This is a genomic window from Pleionea sp. WD8-19 (assembly GCF_055326765.1).
In genome coordinates this window covers 170,208-193,567 of the sequence record NZ_JBUZOU010000007.1, presented here as the reverse complement: position 1 = coordinate 193,567, position 23,360 = coordinate 170,208, and the positions used below count along the sequence as shown (strand labels likewise).

At 44.1% G+C, this 23,360-nt stretch carries 18 protein-coding genes and 1 riboswitch; of the genes, 10 read left to right on the top strand and 8 right to left on the bottom strand.

What is annotated here, in order from left to right:
- The first annotated feature begins 564 nt into the window (after positions 1-564).
- The 3 genes from carA to greA are packed head-to-tail and all read left to right on the top strand — an operon-like array spanning position 565 to position 5,453.
- Positions 565-1,692 (top strand): glutamine-hydrolyzing carbamoyl-phosphate synthase small subunit, encoded by a 1,128-nt coding sequence (gene carA / locus ACTUJY_RS10810; RefSeq protein ID WP_463616097.1) that lies wholly within the window; start codon positions 565-567, stop codon positions 1,690-1,692.
- Between the two features lie 60 nt (positions 1,693-1,752).
- Positions 1,753-4,974, top strand: coding sequence for a carbamoyl-phosphate synthase large subunit (gene carB / locus ACTUJY_RS10805; RefSeq protein WP_463616096.1), 3,222 nt, complete (start codon positions 1,753-1,755; stop codon positions 4,972-4,974).
- Entirely contained in the window at positions 4,974-5,453 is a 480-nt protein-coding gene (gene greA, locus ACTUJY_RS10800) for a transcription elongation factor GreA (RefSeq protein ID WP_463616095.1), read from the top strand. The genes carB and greA overlap by 1 nt, the downstream gene beginning before the upstream one ends.
- Positions 5,454-5,503: 50 nt before the next feature.
- Here the strand turns inward: greA and ACTUJY_RS10795 are convergent, their stop codons facing one another.
- Complete coding sequence (locus tag ACTUJY_RS10795; RefSeq protein ID WP_463616094.1) at positions 5,504-8,641, bottom strand: two-component regulator propeller domain-containing protein; 3,138 nt, start codon at positions 8,639-8,641, stop codon at positions 5,504-5,506.
- Between the two features lie 170 nt (positions 8,642-8,811).
- A complete protein-coding gene (locus ACTUJY_RS10790) occupies positions 8,812-9,252 on the bottom strand; it encodes a hotdog fold thioesterase (protein WP_463616093.1) in 441 nt (146 codons plus the stop codon).
- Positions 9,253-9,392: 140 nt separating this feature from the next.
- Here ACTUJY_RS10790 and ACTUJY_RS10785 point away from each other — a divergent pair, with 140 nt between their 5' ends.
- A complete protein-coding gene (locus ACTUJY_RS10785; protein ID WP_463616092.1) occupies positions 9,393-9,575 on the top strand; it encodes a PA3496 family putative envelope integrity protein in 183 nt (60 codons plus the stop codon).
- 36 nt (positions 9,576-9,611) lie between these two features.
- Here ACTUJY_RS10785 and ACTUJY_RS10780 read toward each other — a convergent pair whose 3' ends face one another.
- From ACTUJY_RS10780 to ACTUJY_RS10770, 3 genes are read right to left on the bottom strand one after another with little or no spacing between them, the layout of a single operon-like run.
- Positions 9,612-10,082 (bottom strand): GNAT family N-acetyltransferase, encoded by a 471-nt coding sequence (locus ACTUJY_RS10780; RefSeq protein WP_463616091.1) that lies wholly within the window; start codon positions 10,080-10,082, stop codon positions 9,612-9,614.
- Positions 10,082-10,585, bottom strand: coding sequence for a DUF6265 family protein (locus ACTUJY_RS10775; RefSeq protein WP_463616090.1), 504 nt, complete (start codon positions 10,583-10,585; stop codon positions 10,082-10,084). The genes ACTUJY_RS10780 and ACTUJY_RS10775 overlap by 1 nt, the downstream gene beginning before the upstream one ends.
- An 18-nt stretch (positions 10,586-10,603) precedes the next feature.
- Complete coding sequence (locus ACTUJY_RS10770) at positions 10,604-12,415, bottom strand: ABCB family ABC transporter ATP-binding protein/permease (protein WP_463616089.1); 1,812 nt, start codon at positions 12,413-12,415, stop codon at positions 10,604-10,606.
- 214 nt (positions 12,416-12,629) lie between these two features.
- Positions 12,630-12,848: riboswitch (cobalamin riboswitch) on the top strand.
- Between the two features lie 409 nt (positions 12,849-13,257).
- Between ACTUJY_RS10770 and ACTUJY_RS10765 the strand changes: the two genes are divergently transcribed.
- The 3 genes from ACTUJY_RS10765 to ACTUJY_RS10755 all read left to right on the top strand — a co-directional run bounded on the left by ACTUJY_RS10765 (position 13,258) and on the right by ACTUJY_RS10755 (position 17,681).
- Positions 13,258-16,062 carry a ribonucleoside-diphosphate reductase subunit alpha gene (locus ACTUJY_RS10765; protein ID WP_463616088.1) on the top strand — a complete coding sequence of 935 codons (2,805 nt, stop codon included), beginning with the start codon at positions 13,258-13,260 and terminating at the stop codon, positions 16,060-16,062.
- Positions 16,063-16,072: 10 nt separating this feature from the next.
- Positions 16,073-17,185: a ribonucleotide-diphosphate reductase subunit beta gene (locus ACTUJY_RS10760; protein ID WP_463616087.1), complete on the top strand. Its 1,113-nt coding sequence runs from the start codon at positions 16,073-16,075 to the stop codon at positions 17,183-17,185.
- Between the two features lie 130 nt (positions 17,186-17,315).
- Positions 17,316-17,681 carry an acyl-CoA thioesterase gene (locus ACTUJY_RS10755; RefSeq protein ID WP_463616086.1) on the top strand — a complete coding sequence of 122 codons (366 nt, stop codon included), beginning with the start codon at positions 17,316-17,318 and terminating at the stop codon, positions 17,679-17,681.
- Between the two features lie 37 nt (positions 17,682-17,718).
- Here ACTUJY_RS10755 and ACTUJY_RS10750 read toward each other — a convergent pair whose 3' ends face one another.
- From ACTUJY_RS10750 to ACTUJY_RS10740, 3 genes are all read right to left on the bottom strand, one after another.
- Positions 17,719-18,153: a hypothetical protein gene (locus tag ACTUJY_RS10750; RefSeq protein ID WP_463616085.1), complete on the bottom strand. Its 435-nt coding sequence runs from the start codon at positions 18,151-18,153 to the stop codon at positions 17,719-17,721.
- Between the two features lie 262 nt (positions 18,154-18,415).
- On the bottom strand, positions 18,416-19,267 hold the full coding sequence (locus tag ACTUJY_RS10745; RefSeq protein WP_463616084.1) for an EamA family transporter: 852 nt from the start codon (positions 19,265-19,267) through the stop codon (positions 18,416-18,418).
- A gap of 3 nt (positions 19,268-19,270) precedes the next feature.
- Entirely contained in the window at positions 19,271-20,935 is a 1,665-nt protein-coding gene (locus ACTUJY_RS10740) for a hypothetical protein (protein WP_463616083.1), read from the bottom strand.
- 298 nt (positions 20,936-21,233) lie between these two features.
- Here ACTUJY_RS10740 and ACTUJY_RS10735 point away from each other — a divergent pair, with 298 nt between their 5' ends.
- The 3 genes from ACTUJY_RS10735 (at position 21,234) to ACTUJY_RS10725 (ending at position 23,312) form a co-directional block, all read left to right on the top strand.
- Entirely contained in the window at positions 21,234-22,478 is a 1,245-nt protein-coding gene (locus tag ACTUJY_RS10735) for an HDOD domain-containing protein (RefSeq protein ID WP_463616082.1), read from the top strand.
- A gap of 82 nt (positions 22,479-22,560) precedes the next feature.
- Positions 22,561-22,893: an ArsR/SmtB family transcription factor gene (locus ACTUJY_RS10730; RefSeq protein WP_463616081.1), complete on the top strand. Its 333-nt coding sequence runs from the start codon at positions 22,561-22,563 to the stop codon at positions 22,891-22,893.
- Positions 22,894-22,895: 2 nt separating this feature from the next.
- On the top strand, positions 22,896-23,312 hold the full coding sequence (locus ACTUJY_RS10725) for an SRPBCC family protein (RefSeq protein ID WP_463616080.1): 417 nt from the start codon (positions 22,896-22,898) through the stop codon (positions 23,310-23,312).
- The last annotated feature ends 48 nt before the right edge of the window (positions 23,313-23,360 follow it).

The window sequence follows — 23,360 nt, the reverse complement described above, 5'->3', positions numbered from 1 at the left end:
TTCTAAAGAAAAGAACAGGGCGATCTCCTGCCAAGTGTGTAAGCCATGTCTCAAGCTTAACTCAGAAAAGGGATAAAAAAGACTAGGGATATTGAAATATTCAAGTTGCCGCTTTTGGTTAACTACTTGTTTTTATTGAATATTTATCTTTTTGTATAATTAACAGTAATTAGAGGGCCCCTGATTAGAGCCTTGTCGAATAATTCGAATCCTTTACTATTCCACTCATGCGGCAGGGAACAAACGGCGGCAATGGAGAAGACCTAGGATGGTCTGACAAGGAAGTGCAAGGGACAATAGCTACAGGAAGGTAGCATCAGGATGACAGCTTTCAGGATGATTGCATAATGGATAATAGGGCGGCATTTGTCGCCTTTTTCCGTTTTTAGCGCTGTCGATTTTTCGAACATGGACAAACACCACTCAGATCACGTAAAATACCCCGATTTTGTCCGTAGCGGACAATGTCTGTTTTATAGGTTACCTATATCTTTTTCGAAAAAGCGGAATCCAAGTTTTTGAGTTCCGCTTTTTGTGTATCTGGAGTATTTGTGGAGGTCCCTTTTGAGCCAACCCGCCATCCTTGTCCTTGAAGACGGAACCCTGTTCGAAGGCACCGCAATTGGTGCTACCGGTATTACCGTCGGCGAAGTGGTGTTTAATACGTCGATGACCGGTTATCAGGAAATTCTAACTGATCCATCCTACGCGCAACAAATTGTCACTTTAACCTATCCCCATATCGGTAATACCGGCACCAACGAAGAAGATCAGGAATCTTCACAGGTTTGGGCGACCGGACTGGTCATTCGCGATTTGCCTTTGCTGGCGAGCAATTACCGTAATCAACAATCGCTTTCTGACTATTTAAAACAGCGTAATATTATTGGTATTGCAGACATCGATACGCGCAAATTAACGCGTATTTTGCGAGAAAAAGGGGCACTGGCCGGCACGATTATGGCCGGCGATGATCTCGAGCAAGCCAAAGCGTTGCAAACAGCAAAAGACTTTCCCGGACTAAAAGGTATGGACCTGGCGAAAGTTGTATCGCAAAAAGCCAAAAGCAGCTGGACCAACTCAACTTGGGAGCGCGAAGGTGGTTATCAAACTGCACCGGAGAGCCGCTTTAAAGTGGTGGCCTACGACTTTGGCGCGAAACAAAATATCCTACGCATGTTGGTAGCGCGTGGATGCGAGCTCACAGTGGTTCCCGCACAAACGCCTGCTGCAGAAGTTCTAGCAATGAATCCCGATGGTGTTTTTCTTTCCAATGGTCCGGGTGATCCAGAGCCTTGTGACTATGCCATCGATGCAATCAAGACCATTCTCGATAAAAATATCCCGACATTTGGGATCTGCTTAGGGCACCAGTTACTAGCGCTGGCGAGCGGAGCAAAATCGGTCAAAATGAAATTCGGCCATCACGGTGCCAATCATCCGGTTAAGGACCTGGAAAGGGAATGCGTGATGATCACGTCACAAAACCACGGGTTTGCAGTGGATGAGTCAACATTACCGGATAATTTAAAAGCGACGCACGTGTCTCTGTTCGATGGCAGTCTGCAAGGGATACATCGTACCGACAAACCGGCTTTTGGTTTCCAGGGGCATCCAGAAGCGAGCCCCGGACCTCACGATGCGGCTCCCTTGTTCGATCACTTTATCGAGCTGATGGAGCAAAACCGCTGATATTGACCACGAGCGAAGACCACCTACTACTTTGAACGAATACTAAGGGCACAATCGACAATGCCAAAACGCAACGACATCGAAAGCATTCTGATTCTCGGCGCAGGCCCCATTATTATTGGTCAGGCTTGCGAGTTTGATTATTCTGGCGCACAGGCTTGTAAAGCTTTGCGTGAAGAGGGTTATCGGGTCATCCTGGTAAACTCCAATCCGGCGACCATTATGACCGATCCGGAAATGGCCGATAAAACTTACATAGAGCCGCTGCACTGGGAAGTGGTAGCGAAAATTATCGAAAAAGAAAAACCCGATGTATTACTGCCCACCATGGGTGGCCAAACGGCACTGAACTGTGCGTTGGATCTGGCCTCTCGAGGTGTATTGGAAATTCATGGCGTAGAGATGATAGGCGCGAAACGCGAGGCTATAGATAAGGCTGAGGATCGTGACTTGTTTGCCAAAGCCATGCGTAAAATCGGTCTCGATATGCCACGCTCCGGTATTGCACATAGCATGAGCGATGCATACGAAGTTCTGGAGCATGTTGGCTTTCCTTGCATTATCCGTCCTTCCTTTACCATGGGAGGAACCGGCGGCGGTATCGCTTATAACCGGGAAGAGTTTGAAGAAATCTGTAACCGTGGTCTGGATTTGTCGCCCACTCATGAGCTTTTGATTGATGAGTCATTAATTGGGTGGAAAGAGTACGAGATGGAAGTGGTGCGCGATAAAGTCGACAATTGCATCATTGTTTGTTCCATTGAAAACTTCGATCCCATGGGTGTGCATACGGGTGACTCGATTACGGTTGCACCCGCGCAAACTCTGACCGATAAAGAATATCAAATTATGCGTAACGCCTCTTTGGCCGTGTTACGCGAAATTGGCGTAGAAACCGGTGGTTCCAATGTGCAATTTGCCGTGAACCCTGCTGATGGCCGACTCGTCGTGATTGAAATGAACCCACGAGTGTCTCGTTCTTCCGCATTAGCTTCAAAGGCCACGGGTTTTCCAATCGCTAAAGTTGCCGCAAAATTGGCGGTGGGTTATACCCTTGATGAATTGAAAAATGAAATTACCGGCGGCAAAACACCGGCATCGTTTGAACCATCCATTGATTATGTCGTCACTAAAATTCCGCGCTTTAACTTTGAAAAATTCCCTAACTCCGACGCCACGTTAACCACACAAATGAAGTCTGTGGGCGAGGTAATGGCGATTGGACGTACTTTACAAGAGTCGATGCAGAAAGCGCTGCGTGGACTCGAAGTGGGTAAGCACGGTTTTGATCCGATTGTCGATCTTGCGGATGATGATGCGGAAGGTGTTTTACGGCAAAAGTTGATCGTACCCGGCGCAGAACGGATCTGGTATATCGGTGACGCTTTCCGGGCTGGATTCAGTATGGAAAAAGTACAGGAACTGACCAATATTGATCCTTGGTTCCTGGTGCAAATCGAAGAGTTAATTCGACTTGAAGGTGAAATTGCTAAACAGCCGCTGGGTGATTTGGATGCGAAGACTTTGTTCCGTTATAAACAAAAAGGCTTCTCCGATGCGCGTTTGGCGGACTTAATCGGCGCAACCGAAAAAGAAATTCGGAAACTGCGTTATAAATTGGGTGTTCTCCCGGTATACAAACGTGTGGATACTTGCGCGGCCGAGTTTGCAACGGGGACGGCCTACATGTATTCCACTTATGAAGAAGAATGCGAAGCCAACCCGAGCGAAAAAGACAAAATCATGGTGCTCGGTGGCGGCCCCAACCGAATTGGTCAAGGAATAGAGTTCGACTATTGTTGTGTACACGCTGCGCTTGCAATGCGTGAAGACGGTTACGAAACCATTATGGTGAACTGTAATCCGGAAACGGTATCCACTGATTACGACACTTCCGATCGACTTTATTTCGAACCGGTTACGCTGGAAGACGTATTGGCGATTGTGAAAAAAGAAAAACCGAAAGGTGTGATCGTACACTACGGTGGACAAACGCCACTAAAAATCTGTCGTGCCTTGGAAGCCGAGGGTGTAACCATTATCGGAACTTCACCAGATGCCATTGATCGTGCTGAAGATCGTGAACGTTTTCAACGAGCCATCGATAAATTGGGTTTACGTCAACCACCAAACCGTACCGCCCGAAATATGGAAGAAGGTGTGCGTTTGGCCGATGAAATTGGTTATCCTTTGGTGGTACGTCCATCTTATGTTTTGGGCGGTCGTGCCATGGAAATCGTTTATTCGGAAGAAGAATTACGCCGATATATGAACGAAGCGGTGAGTGTTTCAAACGAATCGCCGGTGTTGTTGGATCGATTCCTTGACGACGCCATTGAAGTGGATGTTGATTGCATTTACGACGGTGAAACTTGCTTGATAGGCGGTATTATGGAGCATATTGAGCAAGCGGGTGTGCACTCAGGAGACTCTGCTTGTGCAATACCGCCGCATTCATTGTCGGAAAGTATTCAAGACGAGCTTAGACGCCAAGTTGCTGTTATGGCAAAGGAGCTGGGTGTTCGTGGCTTGATGAATACGCAGTTTGCCATCAAGGGTGAAGACATCTACGTTTTGGAAGTGAATCCGCGTGCCTCTCGAACGGTACCATTTGTTTCCAAAGCAACCAGTGTGCCTCTCGCCAAGATTGCGGCGCGTGTTATGGCAGGTACCAGCTTGAAAGAACAAGGAATGACGCAAGAGGTCATTCCTCCTTACTTCTCGGTAAAAGAACCCGTTTTTCCGTTTAATAAATTTCCAGGTTCCGATCCGATATTAGGGCCGGAAATGAAGTCAACCGGCGAGGCCATGGGCGTTGGTGAAACATTTGGCGAAGCTTTTTACAAGGCTCAATTAGGTGGCGGCAGCCAAGTTCCCAAAGGCGGTAAAGCCATTATCAGCGTACGTGATGCTGATAAATGTAAGATACCCAGTGTTGCGCGTGCACTGATTGATTGTGGCTTTGAAATTATCGGTACATCCGGAACCGCAAAAGCGTTATTGGATGCGGGAATTCCCTGCCAAAAAATTAATAAAGTGGGTGAAGGTCGCCCACACATTGTCGATTTAATTAAGAATGACGAAGTGGATTACATTGTGAATACCACTGAAGGACAAAAGGCGATCGCGGACTCCTTTATCATTCGTCGTTCAGCGTTACAACATAAAGTGGCCTACACCACAACGCTGGCGGGAGCACTGGCAACAACCCAGGCGATCAACAATCAAAACCGTCAGAAAGTAGTGTCTGTCCAAGAACTTCATGAAAAGGTAAATTTCTGATGCAAAACCGTGTACCTATGACGAAGCAAGGCGCAGATAAACTGCGCCAAGAACTGAACCATTTGAAAATGGAAGCGCGACCTAAAGTGATTGCTGCCATCGCCGAAGCACGTGAACACGGTGATTTAAAAGAAAATGCGGAGTACCACGCGGCCCGTGAACAGCAGGGGTTTATTGAAGGGCGTATTCAGGAAATTGAAGGCAAGTTGTCGCACGCGCAAATCATCGATGTCACTTCTATGACTAACAATGGTAAAGTCATATTCGGTGCTACTGTAGAGTTGGTGAACCTTGATACCGATGAAGAAGTCAGTTACCAAATCGTCGGTGACGACGAAGCGGATCTAAAAATGAATAAAATTTCTGTGTCCTCTCCTATTGCTCGCGCTTTGGTTGGCAAAAATGAAGGCGATGAAGTGGTTGTTCGTGCCCCAGGTGGTGACATTGAATATGAAATTGCCGAAGTGAAGTACTTATAATCATTCGAATGTTTGATATTTTTAAATGCCGGATTGATCCGGCATTTTTTTTAAATCCATTGAAGTGATGTTGTTTGAAGTGACGATTGTAAACTGAGTTGACCGTCTTTAATCGCCTGTTCCGTATTTTCTATAAGCTTGCTAATCGATTCTGAATTTTCAATATGACCCATGGTAAAACCCACCCAAGCATTGCGTTGGCTATGCTTGGCGGCGTATAAACAGCGATCGGCTAATTCCAGCGTTTTTTCCCAATTAATCGCTTCAATATTTTTCTTATCCAGTGGAAAAGCGCAAAAGCCAATGGAGCAGGTAATATCGATGCATTGATTGCCAATGCTAAATACCGTACCTTCCACTTTTTTCCGTAATCGTTCTGCAATATCGGTTGCGTGATCGCGGTTGGAAGAACGCGCGATCGCGAGAAACTCTTCGCCACCCCACCGGATCAAGAAGTCCGATTCACGATAGACTTGAATTAATACTTTGGCGAAGGTTTGCAATACTCTGTCACCGGCACTATGACCGTATTGATCATTTACTGACTTAAAGTGATCAATATCAATGATAAAAAATAGATAGTCTAGGTCTTCACTGTTGTCTTTGTTGTAATGATCGCGAAAGCGTCGCACACAAAGTTCTATATCTTGTTGTAGGTACTTACTGACAAAGAATCGGTTTTTTAAACCGGTCAAATGATCACTAACGCTCGCACTTTCCAATGTTTTCAAATATTGTTTGCGTTTAATAAAAGTAATGTATTGATAAGCCATCAATAACAACAGCAAAGTGTAAATAAGGTAAGCCCAACGGGTTCGCCAATAAGGAGCGAGTATCGTAACGGACAACGACGTTTCGGAACTCCATAAATTATCTTTACCATTTGCCTGTATTTGAAACTGGTAATTGCCAGGCTCAATATTAGTAAAAAATGCCTCGTTTTCTCTCACCTGGTGCCAGTGCGGATCCAGTCCTAGCAGTCGGAAACGATAAGAATGGTTCTGATGAGTGAGAAAGTCCAACGTTGAAAACTTTACTGTAAAACCGGCTGCTGAAAATGGAAGTTCGATCGATTGACCTTGTTGTTGTAAAGCTTCTAGTTGATAACTATTGAATTTGAGCTGTTCATCGTTGGCAGCCAATGAAGTGAGGACTACTTTTTCATGACGTTTTTGTGGTGTCAGTGAATGGGGATTGAATTCAGTAAGGCCTTCGTAACCACCGAAAAAGAAGCGATTATCGTCACTTTTAAACTTTGATGGATAGTAGTGTCGGGTTAGGGTGCCATCAAAAGCTTCATACAGATATACGTATTTTTGTCTCGGGTCGTACAAATAAATGCCTTTGGGAGACGACATCCACAATCGTTGTTGTTCATCCATTATCAACGAGATCACTTTTTCGTTGGTGTGGTGAATGAATTGCGCATCAGGTTGATTGATTTCTTGTTGTGTTAATTGCTCTAACCCTGCTTCAGTTGCAATCCAAAGATTACCTGCGTTGTCTTCTATGATATCCCAAATAAAATTATGGCGAATACTGTATGGGTCATTGTTATTGAAACGAAAGTGTTTAAAGCGATTGTTGGTAGGATCAAACAAATTTAACCCACCACCATTTGTCCCGACCCAAAGTCGATTATTGCTATCGTTAAATAATACATAGACACTGTTGTGGCTCAGCGATCCCGGAACGTTGTCTGAAAAGTAACGGGTTATTTGCGACCGGTCCGCATTTAATCGATTGAGTCCATTGGTAGTACCCACCCATAAATTCAAATCTTGGTCTTGAACGATGGCGCGAACATCGTTGTTGGAAAGCGAGTTGTGATTATTCGCGTCATGTGTGAAGTGTCGAAAAGCTTCTTGTTCGATAAGGTATTGAGTCAGACCGCCAAAACGTGTGCCAATCCAAAGTGAATTTTTATCATCCTGTGTGTAGTAAAGCACTTCAACATCATTATTGTTTAAACTGTTCGAGTTGTTAGGTTGGTGCTTAAGTTTTTCGAAGCGATGGTTTACTGTGTCAAATCGATTTAATCCTCCACCTTCAACACCGACCCAAAGGGTACCTTGATGATCAACGACCACGCCTTCTACAGGACCTGGTGACAGTGAATTCGAGTCACCTGGCACATGATAGTATCGTTTAAAATTTAAAGCTTTTAAATGGGTATAACTGACGCCTCCTCCCCAGCTGCCAGCCCAAAGCTGCGCATTTCGATCGACCATCAAACTGTAAATACTGCCCGAGGCTAGGCTATGCTTGTCTGCGGCGCTGTGATAAAAATGTAAGAGTTCCGACCGCTGCCAGTTATAACGATATATGCCATTGTTCGTGGTGCCGAACCAAAGATTGTCTCCTTCAGTTGTCATTGAAACTACGCCCGAACGAATGGATTGCTGTTCGCCCGATTCGGTACTGAGTGGTTGCAAAAGATGGTGATCGATTTGATAGCGATACACGCCTGAGTCCCAGGTCCCAATTATGAGTAAATTGGGAGAAACCAGCTTCAAACTTTGAACTTGTTTCAATGGCAGGGTATTTACAGAATCTGCTTTGAGCTCATAACGTATGATGGTGTTTTTATCCGGCGTTATATAGTTTAATCCGTTAAATCGCGTGCCTACCCAAAGACCGCCTTGATGATCGGGCTCAATCGAGCGTAATTCATTGCTCGACAAGCTGTTTTCATCGTCTGGTTGATGTTTGAAGTGCTGAAACGTATTGGACCGTGTGTCAAGGAGGTTCAGTCCGCCACCCGAAGTGGCAATCCATAAATGATGGGGGCCCGCCGCGTTAATTGCGCGCACGTAATTGTGACTCAAACTATCAGGTTGTTCTGGATCGTGCATGAAGTGGGTAATTACATTGGTTTCTGGGTCCAGCCGGTTGATTCCTCCAGACTCTGTACCAATCCAGAGGGTTCCTTGAGCGTCTTGAAACAGACTCCAAATTTTATTGTCCGATAGACGGTTTGATTTTGATGCATCTGCATGGAAATGTATAAATTCATGGCCGTCGTATCGGCTCAATCCTTGTGTTGTGCCAAACCAGATAAATCCTTGTCGATCTTGTAAAATGCTGATGACTTCATTGCCCTTTAATCCGTTGGTGTCTGCGAGATTGAAAAATGGAAGCGATGATTGAGCGAAAAGCGGTTTACAGTGTACAAAGAGACAAAGCAAAATTGTGCAGCACATTGCCGCATGAGCGTTTAGTCTGACTACGGTATATCTCGACATTCGATAAAGCATAGCCGATCACTCATGATAAATCCGATAAGGAGTCGAACATCTTAGGGTTTTCGGTGACAAAAAATAAGTCTGTGAAGCACTTTCTTAACATAAAGTTACGTTCATTCAGGTTTTTTCGACTTTTGGCGTACCGCCATGGTTAATCGAGATACACAAATCAAATCCCCGTTGCTGCCAGTGATTCGTATTTCCCAGACTTGCGAGCTTTTACCAAGATGGAGCGGAGACGCTTTTGCGAGAACGACGCCATTTCGAATCGCTTTGAGGTGGTTGGCGTTAATTTCCATACCAACGCAGTAATGATCATCATCGACCGCGATATTCGCGGCGATGCTGCCAGCGGTTTCAGCCAGTGCGGCTGAGGCTCCACCGTGTAACAGGCCCATGGGCTGATGGCTGCACTGGTTCACGGGCATACTGACTTCCAGATAGTCATCACCAACTTCAGTAACCTCCATCGACAGGTGGCTAGCCAATGTATTTTGATTACGAATGTTGAGAGACTTTAACGTAAATGACTTTTTCCAGATCGATTTTGGCATGAATTTTTCTGCATATAAGTGAGTTATCAAGGAGAGGTTAACAAAAAAAATTTATCGTGATCAATCAGAGAATTCGTTAGAAAATCGCATTCGTCAGTCCTATATTCCGCCTGAAGGTGCTCTTTTTAGTGAGGTATATCATGCAATCTTCAGGGCGAGTAAGCCGTAGTAAGCAACATAAACATCATTGGGATGACGAGTTGAGTTTTACCAAAAAAAAAGGACACAAAAGTTCACGCAGTAGTAACGAAGTGAAGCGCGATCTTGAGAACTACTTCGAACAAAAGCGTCTGCGGGAGCTTACCGAAGACAGTTGGTCTTGATTCTGTGTTTCGTGCAGTGACTTCACTGCACGACTTTCAACGTCTATTATCGGTTTGATACGTCATGTAAAGGCAGTCGTCTATCGGTATCGGCTCTGGATACGTCTGTTCACGAAAACCAAAACGGTGGTACAGTCGATAAGCGGGTTGATTTTGTTTTAACACAAATAGTGAACATTCGTTTACAGACAGTGCTTGCTTTCCTTTGGTACACAATTGGCTGAGTAATTCGGATCCTACTCCTTTTCTACGAGCATCGGGACTGACGACCAATCGACCCAAGTGACAACGACCCTGACGCAAATAAAACTGACCGAACGCGTGTATTTTTTGATCCTGCTTTAAAACTTTGCTCGGTAAGGCGTTCAGTTTTATATCTTCTAGAAAGGTTTGTTCGGTAAAAGGGAAGCGAAAATTTGGGCCGCCCCAAAAAAGCACTTCGTTTTTCGTGTTAAACCATTCACTTATTTGAATAGCATCGTATTGAGTGGCATTGGTTAGCTGCATCAATCTTGGACTCTTTGATAAATGATGTGCAGTTCTTTCTTTTGCGGTTTTTTAGCCACAACGACAAACATTTCAATCGTATTCTCATTGATGCGTTTAATTGTAAATCCATCAAAATAAGCCGCATTCGGTTCGATTTTTACTAATGGAAAATCCACCGTTTCGTTTTTTTCTTCCCAGCTTTTAAGATCATGGTGAAAATGCTTCAATTGCAACAGTAAGCTTTGATTAACTTCTCGGATTATTTCAATTTCGTAAAGTTTTACTTGATCGTTTACCACGTTGCGAAACACACCCATCATACTGCCACCTAAGGGAGCCGACCAGATTTCCTCTACTGTTCCACCTAAGGCTTTACCACGCCAGTGCCCTTCAAGCCAATGGATATCTTTTAAGGTTGCGGGTGGTGAACTTTGACCTTCTGGCAATGATAAGGTGTTCTCCTGATCAATAGCGTTTAGGGTCATTGCAAAAGTAAAAATAATGAATATCATTTTGTACATTTTGTCGAGTCCTGAAATTTATACTTCAACAACTGCTTTTTGTTGTTGACGCTCTTCGCGTTGAATATGCCATAAGCGGGCATAGTGCCCTTGTTGTTTGAGGAGCGCTTGATGGTTGCCCTGTTCTACAATTTCGCCATGATGCAAAACAAAAATGACATCCGCATCAACAATGGTTGAGAGTCTATGTGCGATCATAATACTGGTATGGTTTTTCGCAACATGATTAATCGCTTTTAAAATAAATTGTTCCGACTTACTGTCTAGCGAAGATGTAGCTTCATCAAATAATAAAATGGGTGGCTTTTTTAAAATAGTACGAGCAATGGCGACTCGTTGCTTTTCTCCACCGGATAATTTTAAGCCTCGCTCGCCAACCAATGTGTTCAGTCCATCGGGTAATTGCTTAATAAAGTCGTCGAGATAAGCATGAGAAATTGCGTTTTTAACTTGTTCTTCAGAAGCCTCAATATTGCCATACCGAATGTTTTCTCCGATGGTGGAATTGAAGAGTACGGTATCTTGCGGAACAATGCCGATATTTTTACGTAAGCTGTTTTGTGTCACTTGATCAATGGGTTGATCATCAATCAAAATTTGTCCTTCAACGGGATCATAAAATCGATACATGAGTTTCATCAATGTGGATTTTCCAGCGCCGCTGCTGCCAACAAATGCGACTTTTTGCCCGGGTTGTATGGTCAAATTCACCGACTTTAATATTGATCGCTCCGCTTGATAATGAAAGCTGACATTACGAAACTCTATTTTTCCTTGGTGAACGACAAGTTCTTTCGCATTTTTAACGTCACTGATTTTGGGTGCTTGTCGTAACAGGGCAAACATTTGCTCGATATTGGCTAAGGAGCCTTTCATTTCGCGATACACAAAGCCAAGAAAATTTAATGGCATGAATATTTGCATCATAAAGGCGTTAACTAATACAAAATCGCCGAGCGTCATTTTGCCATCTACGATGTTATACGCGGCCAGCATCATCATCGATGTCATTGAAACGGCTGTTACCATTGATTGGCCACCGTTTAGTGCAAATAAAGTCAGGCGATTTTTACGGCGTGCTTGCTCCCAGTCAGCGAGATCCTGATCGTAACGATGCGCTTCGTAACTTTCGTTATTAAAATATTTAACCGTTTCATAATTGAGTAGGCTGTCAACGGCTGCCGTATTCGTTCTCGAGTCGGCTTCGTTGGCTTCGCGAACGTAACGAGTACGCCATTCGGTGGCTTTTACTGTCCAAAAAACATAGAGCACAATCGAACTTGCAATGATTACTGCAAACCCGATGTCGTAACTGTAAAGGAACACCGCCATAACCATCGCGATTTCCAGCAAGGTTGGCACAATATTGAACACCATAAAACGCAGCAGAAAACTGATACCCGAAGTGCCTCGTTCAATATCACGCGACAAACCGCCGGTTCGTCGATTTAAGTGAAAGTCTAAGTCGAGTCCATGCAGGTGTTTAAATACGGTAAGCCCAATACGGCGCATGGCGCGCTCGGTCACTCGACCAAACAATGTATCGCGAATCTCTCCAAACAATACGCTGGCTAACCGCACTGAGCCATAGGCAATGATGAGCGCAACTGGCACCGTCAGAATTTTTTCCAGGTCCGACTCGATATTCAGCGAATCCACCGTGTATTTGAGAATAAAGGGCATGCCGACACTGGCAATTTTGGCCGCTATCAGGCAGAGCAATGCGAGTAGCACACGTGATTTAAACTCCAACAAATAGGGAAGTAATTGCTTCAATGTGTGCCAACTGACTTGTTGATCGTCGTTTTGGGGAAAGTGACCTCTGCGCATGGACTCGCTTGATTCGATTAGTTGTTCTACTGAAAGTGTAGTGTAAACAGAATGACAGAGAATACCCATCATAAAATGTTTGAGAAGCGAGCACTCAATCAAAATATCGTTAAAACAATTTGCCAAAGCAAAAGATCACAATATATAGTATTAATGCTTTGGTTCAACTACTAGATAGTTGGTTAGGCTTTAAACAAAGTCGAAATGTTTGAACGAAACCTAGTCGAATATCGGTCGGTTGCTAAGAGGGAATCCGGTGCAAATCCGGAACTGACGCGCAGCGGTAACAGAGAACGAAAGTAACCGGTAAACATTGAGCAGCGAACAATGGGTTACAGGCACTGCAATTCACTTGTGGGAAGCCGTTACTTAAGGCGGAGTGATTCACTCCATACTCTGAAGTCCGAAGACCTGCCAAAGAAGAAGGGCCTGTTTATCTTTCATTGGTCGTCACTACTGGAGGTTATTTTTTTGTCCAGCAAGGCGGAGCGAGCGATTAATAGTTATTCTATTAACGCGACCGACAACGCGGCTGGGTGAAAAAATAGCCCCAGCCCTGCGGGTTGCGGCTAAAACTCCGTCACTCGTTGTTGTTCGTCGATTATTTGGAACGACCAAACCGCACTCCTCACGCCTAGATTGACGGAGTTTTAGACGCAACAGTGATGACTAATGAAAGATAAACAGGCCCTAAGCGCCTTCGCGATATTAAGGTGATTGGACACGTTGAGTTGAATAAGGTACTTTTGTCGGTGTCTTGTTGAGGCCGTCTCTTATTTGGCCGATATCCGTGTTCAATGGTGTCGCGTGGGTTTTCATAAACTTAAAGGACGCGACTCATCATGCATCAACACACATATTCCGACTTATCCCCAAGAGCACTCCCTTCGACTTTTCGGGTGATCAAACGCAATGGCGAAGCCGTCGATTTTGAAGTCGAAAAAATCGCTATGGCAATGACCAAAGCGATTCTGGCTGTAGAAGGTCAAAGCGCTTCTGGCTCATCGCGTGTACGTAACCTGGTTCAACAGATAACCAGCGATATCGTTGACCGGTTTCAGCGACAGTTTCCCAGTGGCGGTCAAATTAATATTGAAGACATACAGGATCAGGTGGAATTGGGTCTGATGCGCCAAGGTATGCAAAAAGTGGCGCGGGCTTACGTACTGTATCGCGAACAACATGCACACCACCGTCAAATGACACAAGCCGGTCAAGCCGCGGAACTTGAATCGAGTTCAGAATCCATTAATGTAGTGCTCGAAAATGGTGAGCAGCAATCATTACCCTTATCAAAAGTGGAGCAGTCTATTCATAACGCGTGTTATGGCTTCGAAGACGTTGATGCAGACAAAGTCTTTCAGCTGGCGAAAGCGAACCTTTATTCTGGGATCAAGCTCCGTGATGTGAGTACGGCATTGTTGATGACCGTGCGTCCTTTGATTGAGCAAGAGCCCAATTACTCTTACGTTTGCGCGCAATTGTTGAATCAAAATTTACAACAACAAGTCGCCGATTTTCTCGAGTTGGATGCAGCTGACGACAACCTCTACCTTAATGCCTTTCCGGCCACCATTGAAAAATCGGTGGTTTTAGAGTTACTGGATGAGTCGTTGTTGAGTTTTGACTTGACACACCTCGCTCAAGCGCTGCGACCGGAACGCGATCGTCAGTTTACTTATCTTGGATTACAGACACTTTATGATCGATATTTTTTGCACTGGCGTGAGACGCGATTGGAGTTGCCGCAGATTTTCTTTATGCGAGTGGCTATGGGGTTGGCGATTAAAGAAGACAATCCGAATCAACGCGCAATTGAGTTTTACAACTTGCTCTCTTCTTTCGACTACATGTGCTCGACACCCACGTTATTTAACTCCGGCACACGCCGATCACAACTGAGCAGCTGTTACCTCACTACCGTGGATGACGATCTGGAAAGCATTTATCAAGCGGTCGCGGATAACGCACAATTGTCAAAGTGGGCCGGTGGACTGGGTAATGATTGGACTCCGGTACGATCACTCGGCGCGCACATCAAAGGTACTAATGGCCAGTCGCAAGGGGTGATCCCGTTTTTAAAAGTGGTTAACGATACCGCCGTTGCGGTTAACCAGGGGGGCAAACGAAAAGGCGCTGTGTGTGCGTATCTCGAAACCTGGCATTTGGATATCGAAGATTTTCTCGAGTTGCGCAAAAATACCGGTGATGAACGCCGTCGAACACACGATATGAATTCCGCTAACTGGATCCCGGATCTGTTTATGAAGCGGGTGTTTGATGAAGAAGCGTGGACGCTCTTTTCGCCCAACGATGTGCCCGAGCTGCACGATCTTTACGGGTGTGCATTTGAACAAAAATATTGTGAGTACGAGGCGAAGGCCGAACGTGGTGAAATTCGGTTGTTCAAAAAAGTGCAGGCGAAACAGTTGTGGCAAAAAATGCTATCGATGTTGTTTGAAACTGGTCATCCCTGGATCACGTTTAAAGATCCTTGCAATTTGCGTTCGCCGCAACAACATGTGGGCGTTGTGCATTCTTCTAATCTGTGTACTGAGATTACTCTAAATACCAATGCGCAGGAAATTGCAGTTTGTAACTTGGGTTCAGTCAACTTGTCGCGACATATTAAAAATGCAGAGTTGGATGTGACGCGATTGCAAAATACCGTGCGAACCGCAGTTCGAATGCTGGATAATGTCATCGACATAAATTTTTACCCCGTGGAGAAAGCGCGTAATTCGAACTTAAAACATCGACCGATTGGTATGGGGCTGATGGGCTTTCAGGACGCGTTGTATTTGTTGAATATTCCGTATGCGAGTGTAGAGGCCGTTCAGTTTGCGGATCGGACCATGGAGCAAATTTCCTATTTTGCGATTGAAGCTTCGGCATTGTTAGCACAAGAGCGTGGTTGTTATGAAAGTTATACGGGATCCTTGTGGGAACAGAATATTTTTCCGATTGATTCTTTAATAGAGTTACAGCGTCAACGCGGAGAAGGCTATTGTACATTCGATACCGTTGCACATTTGGACTGGCAACCTGTTCGTAAGCTGGTACAACAATATGGCATGCGAAACTCGAATGTGATGGCCATCGCGCCAACCGCCACCATTTCAAATATCGTTGGCGTTTCGCAATCCATTGAGCCGACTTATCAAAACCTGTATGTGAAATCCAACTTGTCCGGTGAGTTTACCGTGAGTAACCACGCCTTGATCACCAGGCTTAAACAGTTAGGTCTATGGGACAGTGTGATGATCAATGATCTGAAATATTTTGATGGTTCCGTTCAACCGATCGAGCGCATACCCGTTGAAGTTAAGTCGATTTTTGCTACCGCATTTGAAATCGATCCGCGTTGGTTGGTGGAAGCCGGAGCACGTCGTCAAAAATGGATCGACCAAGCGCAGAGTTTAAACCTGTACATGGCGGAACCGTCCGGAAAAAAATTGGATAACTTGTACAAGACAGCGTGGTCGCGTGGACTCAAAACCACCTACTACTTACGTTCATTGGGTGCCACTCAGGCGGAAAAATTCAGTGTGAAAGATCAAGCTCCTGAAAACGCTGAGGAATCGATGATTGCGACTGAAGCGAAAGTCTGTTCTATTCTCGACCCCGATTGCGAAGCCTGCCAGTAAGGAGAAAATGATGAAAGCATTAAATTGGGATAACCCGCTCGCGGTTGCAATACCGCCTCTTGAAATTGAAACGGTAACGGAGTCGCAACCGACGAAAGTTGAAGAGTCATTTAACGATGTATTACCGCCGGTACGAGCGGAAGACAAACGAGTGGTTAACGGGTTAACCGATGTCAATCAATTGGCACCTTTTAAATACCCTTGGGCCTGGGAGTTTTTTTTGAACGGCAATAAAAATCACTGGACGCCTCTGGATATTAATATGACACAGGATGTGCACGATTATCATCACAAGTTGACCGTTGAAGAAAAACACGTTTATGAAAATGTACTGGCGTATCTGACGACTTCGGATATTCTTGCGATGCGCAATATCGGATTGGCGGTCATGGAAAAGATGAGTGCGCCGGAACTGCAAATATATCAGGCCCGTCAGGTTTACGAAGAGTCACTCCATACTTGGACGTATCAACATTGTATCGAGACCATTGGCCTGGAGCAGGGAGACATTTACAATCGCTATCGGGTGATGCCCGCCATTTACAGTAAAATTAAAATTGCCAATCGTCGATTAAATGCGGTCATGAGCTCTTCTATCGATTTGCGAAATCGTGATGATCTTGAGCTGTTTATTATGTCGTACCTGTTTTTCGCTGCCGTTTTTGAAGGTTGTTGGTTCTATAATGGGTTCAGTCCTGTATTTGCTTTACAGCGCCGAGGGTTAATGAAAGGAACGGGAGAACAGTTACAATACATCATGCGGGATGAAGTGTTGCATTGTGCTTTTGGTATTCGAGTTGTTAAAGAAATACTAAAAGAAGAAAATTTGACTCTGGATCCCAAAGCATTAATCGAAATGTGGATGGAAGCAGAAGCTGCAGAATCCGCTTACGCTAAGTTTTTATTGCCTGAACCCATATTGGGTTATTCTGCCGAAGCCCACAGCGAGCAGTTTCGATTTTTGGCGAATCGTCGAGCCAAGCAGTTAAAAATTGCCGAACCTTTTCCTGGCGCCGAAGCAACATTGAACTGGCTCGATGAACAAGCCAATATGCGGAAAGAGAAAAACTTTTTTGAAACTCGTGTGACTGAATACCAAGCGGGTGCTGCTTTGCAGTGGTAAAAGAAAATCAGTTACGAGTCATGAGTTTCGAGTACCGAGTAAAAACGGACCTGTTTTTTGAAAAAAATGAAATATCATAATTTTCTCGCAACTCGCAACTCGCAACTCGCAACTCGCAAAGGTATTGTTTATGTCGAATACAAAAGTAATGCAACATCACAAATTGGTGTTGCCAGAACATATGAATCACCAAGGCTCTTTGTTTGGTGGGTATTTATTGATGTGGATTGATGAAGTGGCCTATATGTCGGCCAATTTACATTTTCCTGGTCGTCGTTTTGTGACCGTTGCGCTCGATAATGTCGAATTTAAACATCGTATAGAGTGTGGTGAGATCATTCGCTTTGCAGTTCAACTGGAAAAGAAAGGCCTAACGTCTTTAAACTACCATGTCTCTGTTACGGGAACGCGAGAGCAGTCAGAAACGCTTTTGTTTGAAACTCGAATTACGTTTGTGAATGTGGATGAGCAAGGAAATAAAATACCATTCAAATGATCTAAAATGCGCCTGAATATTCAGGCGCATCCATCGATTAGTGCATACCTTCGTAGTGCGCTGTCGCTTGCGCCGAGGTAAAGGTATTGTTGGATAGATCGAGAATATCTGCACTTAAAGAAATCGATTGATATTGTCTAATCGGCAATGAGCAACTTTTGGAAGTATTGCTGCATCGAGAGTCGGACCAATAGACTTTATAATTACTGGAAGGGCCACCTTCGATTTGAAAGTAAGCCGTTGTGGTACGAGCCCAATCCGCAGAGAAACAATTTCCGTAGCCCCAGCTGTCCCATTTCGGTGTGTCGACTAAACACTTCATTGTGGTGCTTGATGATGCGGCCATAGGTGCTGCTTTATCCGCTTCTACTTCGGGTATGTCTTTTATATTTTTGTTGCTGGCTAAAGCAAAGCTGCTCGCTGCAGCGCTAAGTAATAATAATGTTGCTTTTCTTGCTAATGTATTTTTCATTTTAATTATGTCTCCATTTAATTTAAAAAAGCCAAGAGCGATAAACTCAAGGCGAGATCATCCTAGGTAAACTTATTTTTAATGTAAACGGATTGTAAATCTCAAATTGAAACTATTTGCAATTCGAGATGCTTTTGCTGGTCTGTTAGATTACATAGAGAGATTAAGGAGGTTGTTATGATGAAGTACTTCTCATTGGGGGCTGTCGTTTAGAGCTCACTCAAGTGCCATGAAATCAGTTGTTTTTTTTAATAGGCATCGATTAAGAATGTGTTGTTTTTCTACGCGTTAAATAAACGGATAAAGCAATTAAAATGCCACCAACGGTTAACGTGAAATAATTGGTTGGCTTTTCCCAAATTAAAAAGTTAACCAATAGTCCTGCTGGAATAAGTGCATTGTTCATTGTTGCTAATTGTCCTGTATTCACTTGTTTTGCACCGTAGTTCCATAAAAAATAACCGAGACCAGAAGCAACGACACCGAGCCAAAGCAACACACTGATTTCTATAGTGCTTTTTGGAAGTTTACTAAAGTCAGCAAACAGTCCCATGGCAATAAAGCTAACGATAGTGGCTCCGATAAAAAACAGTGCGAACGAGTGCTTTTGTTGTATATGGTCACCCAGCTCCAATCGTTTGTAGGCAACTTGTCCAAACGCGAAACAAATATTGGCTGCCTGAACCAAAAGAAAACCAACAAGGAATTCGGAGCTGACACTGTGGTATCGGATTATTGCAGCACCTATTACTGCCAATGCTGCTGGACCGAGCCAGTGAAAGCGCATGTGTTTAATAAAAAAAACATCGTCAATTAATGTTACGTAGAGGGGAGTGAAAATGGTGAACAATAAAACTTCAGCGACAGATAGGTAAAGAAAGCTGTGATAGAAAAAAAGATACATAACACCAATTTGCACTGCACCAATCAGCATTAATTTGAGTTGTGTTGTGAGTTGATTTTGACGGATTTTCAGAAACGGGAGAAAAATCAGTGTCGCCAATACCATGCGACTGCAAACGGCAATAAAACCATCCACTTCTCCTGCAAGGTAAACCCCGATAAGGGAGAAGCTAAACGCCCAAATCAGGGTAACCAGTAGTAACCAGTGCATAAGTTAAACTTGTGCAAAAGCTTTTAATTTTGCCAGTGTTTCGTCGGCGAATTGGTAAATTTTCGGGCTGGGTGTGTATTGGTTTTCCTGTGTTTCCAGAAAAAATTCAATGCTACAGAGAATATCTGCCAGCAACTCGAGTTCAGATAAGCTTGCCGATTGTTTTAGGAAATGCGACTCACACAACTCGATCAATTCATTGGTGAGTGTCAGCATGTCGTGATTATCGAGCTTTCGCATTTCATCCGCGGCACGTTGTAATGACGATGGTAGAGAACTTAATAACTCGGGATCGTATTCCTGTTTACTGTAACTTTCGATTTGAGTAAAAATTTGATGGATTTGTTTACGCGCTAAGTTGCAGGCAGCGATTTGCTCTTGACTTAATTGATGACGCTTAAGATTGGTTTGACCGGCTTGAGAGCTTTGACTGCTGTCATTCAACGTGTCTTCAATTTGTGAAAGACACGCGCTGGCAAACTGTCGATCTTGATCCGACAATGGCTGACTTTTTTGCACACAGGTGTGCACTCGATGGCAGGCTTCATTTAACGTACTTTGTAATTCTAGGTACTCCAACACGGAGAACAGGCTGTGTAGTTGCTTCAATTGCTCATACAGCTGGGTTATTTCGACTGAATCTGCCTCGTAATCTTCGGCAATCAGATCGGTTTGTACCTTCAAGATGGTATCAAGGATATTATTAAACAGAGTGGCGTAATCGTCTTCATTGAGACCTTTCAGTAACAAAAACTCCTGAGTTAAATTACGCTCAGTCAGTCCGGTGTTGGGCAATTCGAAATGTTGTTTGAGTTCTTGTGTGATTTCGTCATTGGCGTCTGAAAGGTTAACCAGATACAAAAGCTCGAATGCCAATTGTTCTGCTTTTTTGCGGTTATCGTAATTCAAGTTTTGATCCATGCGACTCAGCTCTCGAATTTGCAAGTCCAACTTGGCAAACTGTTTGATGCGAGAGTTGGTCAGCAGTAAACCACCCGACTGAAACCCTTGAAGTGCGCCTAGTGCTATCCACCATAAATTCGGGGCGAAAGGACTACCGCATTTTTGTTCCAGTTTATCGACAGCGCGTGCCATCATGCCTAGGCCGCCGTTAATGTTTGTTTTTCGAATGATTTCGATCAGTCCCATCTGGAACATTTGGCGCAGGCGGCGTGACACTTTCACCATTTCATAACGATCGATTTTGGGTTGAGTATTCTCATTACTTCGAACTTTTCGATGGTCCACCTTGAAAAAGCTAAATTCAGCAAAAGGAGGCATATTGGCGATGCTACGTAATTCGTTGATCGGGTTGAATAACAGTTGAGGTAAGTCGAAAGGTTTACTGCAAATAAAGTCGATGTAGCGTTCCAGCAACGTCAAATTGTAAATGATGGTTTCCAATAGCACTTCGTACTCTGGACGAAAGGGATCTTTCAATGCTTTTAAAATATTGCAAATGTCTCGTGTAAGCACCGTTGCCGCTGGCAATTCAATAAAAGTAAATACTCGGTTGAGTTGGTACAGGTTTGACCAGGCCGCTTTTCGGGCGGGTGATGCCTCGGTATCAGAATGATAGGTTTCTAGCGACTGGATCGCTTTGTCTACTGATTCACGAATGTGATCCGCTATTAAGGCGACCGATGATATTTGATCCTGATAGGGCATAACTTCCGGTTTTCTCTGATTAAAAGAACAATTATGGCAAGTGATTAATGAAGTTGAATATTACTTAGCCAAATGGAGCAGAAATATGACTGATTTGACATAAAATTTCAATTTTTTATTTACACTGGAAATGTGAGGCAACACGCAATGTTACGGATAGGTAGGTTTTGATCGCTAATAGACTCGAATGTCGGTTGTTATTTCTGCAGGTGTGAACTAAGTTTTCAAAGTAACTTTTGTTATTTCAACGAGTTATCTTCGGCCAAGAGCGGTGCTTGCGGTATTCGAAGGAGCGAAAATGGCGTCTTTTGAACAAAAACTAGAAGCTTTATCCCGGTTTACTGCGTTTGAGTACCTGAACGATAAGCAAAAAGTGATTATTGCTGGTCAGGTAGAGCTGGAACCTATTGCTAAGGGGCGAATCCTTTTCACGATTCATGATCGTGACCAATTTGACTATTTTCTCCTGTCGGGTCGCCTGCACCTTACTGCAGCAGATGGCAAAAGTCATGAGGTTGAGGCCGAAAGTAAAGATGTACTTCGACCGCTGGCGACGCTTCGACCGCGCAAATATACGGCGACCAGCCTTACGCGAGTGTTGGTTTTAAAGATTCAGCATGAGTTACTTACTTACATTTTGCACAAACACAATGAAGAGGAGTTAGGGGATAAGCTGGTGGAGTTCAATAATTCCCAGCTGACACCGGAAATGATCTCTCAGGAAATCAGGCAAGCGATTATAAAGGGTGAGCTGCCTTTACCCTCATTGCCAGATGTTGCAGTAAAGATAAGAAAGTTTGCAAAGAGCGAAGACCACTCCATGGAAGAATTGGTTCAGGTGATCATGCTGGATCCGGCGATGTCGGTGAAACTGATCCGTTCGGCTAACTCCGCATTGTATCGAGGCGTAGCACCGATCCGATCGTTGACCGATGCTGTGATTCGTTTAGGAAAACAGACCACTCAACAATTAGTCACCATATTCAGTCTGCGGGAGCTTTTTAAATCCGATGACAAGGCGTTAAGCAAAATATTAATAGAGATTTGGCGTGACAGTGTGGATGTGGCGGTTATTTGCGCCGTTTTAGCCAAAAAAAGTCAGCTTGCCTTTGAACCGGAAGTCGCGATGATGGCGGGGTTGCTTCATCAAATTGGTGAGCTTTCCATTTATTCGTTTGCCGCGGAATATCAGGGTTTTTTAAAATTAAGTGACATGGTGGAATCCTTGGTGGAAGCGCACAAATCTCAGGTTGCTTGCGATATCATTGAGCAATGGCAGCTGGGTGATGTGTATTATCAGTGCATGAAATACCTGGAACATTGGCACAAAGAGCAAATCATGTATCCAGATTACTCGGATCTGCTTAACATCGCCCTTTTGCATGAATATATACAAAAACACAAATACCATAATTTACCGCATTTAAACGATCTGCCTGCTTTTCGGCGTATTCAAGTCGGCGAATCGACTCCGGAATTTAGCATTAAAATCCTGCAAGAATCTCAGCAGGAACTCAAAGAATTGAAAAGCATGTTGATGTAGGCATAAATATATTCAACCAACTAGTTGAATATTTGGTTGGATTGCCCTAATATTTAACCAAATGGTTGAATATTGGTGTGCTATGTCCGAAGCTAAACAGGCTCAACTCGATCAAATCTTTATGTCTCTGGCCGATCCCAGTCGTCGTCGAATGGTTCACTTGCTTGCTGACCAGGAAAGGACCATGAACGAGCTGGCATCCCATTTTGAAATGTCGCTTGCCGCTGTTTCCAAACATGTGAAAGTGTTGGAAAAAGCCGGTCTCATTACCCGTCGACAGCAAGGACGCGCACATCATCTGAGTCTTGCCGCAGAACCTCTCACTGAAGCACTCGACTGGATCAGTATTTACCGAAATTTCTGGCAGAAACGACTGCAAAGCTTATCCCTGAATCTCGACCAAGAGGAGAATTGAACATGCATCAATTAACGATCGAACAAAGTTTTAATGTACCATTAACTCGACTATTTCAAGCCTGGAGTGATGTTGAACTCATCAAGCGCTGGTTTGCTCCGGGAGATATGACGGTGCCGGAAGCAACGGCCGATGTGAAAACCGGTGGCCGTTACCGTATCGTTATGCAAGATCCATCAGGGGAGCAACATATTGTCGGTGGAGAATACTTGGAAGTGGTTGAAAATCAAAAAATTGCATTCAGTTGGCAATGGGAAGGCAGTCCGCATACCACTCAAGTGGAAGTTTTGTTTGCGGCACTTAATGAACAGAATTCGTCGGTAACCTTGATCCACAAAGAATTTGTCGACCAGGAAACTTGTGATAAACACCAGCAGGGATGGCAAGGTTGTTTAGCAAACTTGAATAAAGTTGCATAAGCGTAAATAAAAGGTCAGCGTGAGTAACCTGAATTACAAGGATGTAAT